This window comes from Acidithiobacillus sp. TH-A36, from assembly GCF_057473445.1.
Genome location: NZ_JBYCKP010000123.1, coordinates 1 through 1,312, shown reverse-complemented (window position 1 = coordinate 1,312; position 1,312 = coordinate 1). Strand labels below are relative to the sequence as shown.

The 1,312-nt window shown below is 55.0% G+C and carries 2 protein-coding genes; both read left to right on the top strand.

Annotation, left to right across the window (positions count from 1 at the left end; translation table 11 throughout):
• Positions 1-354 (top strand): pyruvate kinase alpha/beta domain-containing protein (locus tag AC2VLY_RS03490; protein ID WP_486921776.1); only part of this gene is annotated, 354 nt, incomplete at its 5' end.
• Between the two features lie 14 nt (positions 355-368).
• Positions 369-1,312, top strand: a 944-nt coding sequence (gene eno, locus AC2VLY_RS03485) for a phosphopyruvate hydratase (RefSeq protein ID WP_486921775.1), incomplete at its 3' end; no start/stop codon positions are given.

The following is a 1,312-nucleotide window of genomic DNA, read 5'->3' as shown; positions in this document are numbered from 1 at the left end:
ATTATTGCCAGCAATGTCCGGCACAGCGCCGAACGGCTGCATCCTTTGTTTGTAGTAACCCCTACAGAAACGGGAACAACGGCCGCACGCATTGCGCGTTTTCGGCTTGAACCCTGGATTCTGGCCATGAGTCCCCATTCGTCGACCTGTCAGCGCCTCTGTCTGCACTATGGGGTCTATCCTATAGAAATGCCGAGTCCCGAAAGTGGCTGGGAAGAGGCTGCACGTCGCTGGCTGCGCACTAACGCTGTTGAAAAAGGTTTGATTTTACTGACGCAAGGCCCCAGCAAGGGTCATCCGGGCGGGACCAACCGCCTGGAAATCATTCATCTCGATGTTTCTGCCCCACAATAACAGGAGAGTGTTTTATGGACAGCTTGATTGAAGACATTATCGCCCGCGAAATTCTGGATTCTCGCGGTAATCCCACAGTAGAAGTGGAAGTTTATCTCAGCAACGGGCAACACGCCCGCGCCGCCGTTCCCTCGGGGGCTTCCACCGGCAGCAAGGAGGCGGTGGAACTCCGTGATGGCGACTCCCATCGTTTTGGGGGCAAAGGCGTCCGTCAGGTCATTCAGAACATTGAGGAGATCATTGCTCCCGACTTGCAGGATCTGGATGTGCGCGATCAAAAAGCCATTGACGAGACCATGATCGGTCTGGATGGCACGGATAACAAAAGCAAGCTCGGTGCCAATGCGATTCTCGGCGTTTCCATGGCTTGCGCCCGTGCCGCCGCTGATTATTGTGATCTGCCATTGTATGCTTACCTGGGTGGACCCAGTGCTACCCGCCTGCCCGTGCCCTGTTTCAATGTGTTGAATGGTGGCGTCCATGCGCACTGGCAGGGGGCCGATTTTCAGGAATGCATGCTGGTTCCCTATGGGGCGGACAGCTTCCGCGAATCGGTACGATGGGGTGCGGAAATCTACCATGCGTTGCAGGCCCTGCTCCTCGAAAAACATCTTTCTGTGGGTGTGGGTGACGAAGGCGGTTTTGCCCCCGCCGTCGATTCCAATCATGAATCCTATGACCTGCTGGTCGAGGCCATCCGCCGTGCCGGATTCGAACCCGGAAAAGATTGCGGCATCGCCATTGATCCGGCTTCTTCGGAATTCTTCAAAGACGGAAAATACCAGCTGCGCACGGAAAACCGGGCTCTGAGCAGTGCGGAAATGGTCGATTATTATGCAGAAATCGTTCGTAATTACCCGGTGGTTCTGCTGGAAGATGGTTTGGCCGAAGACGACTGGGAAAACTGGAAGCTACTCAATGAAAAACTGGGTAGCAGCATCGAACTGGTGGGCGATGA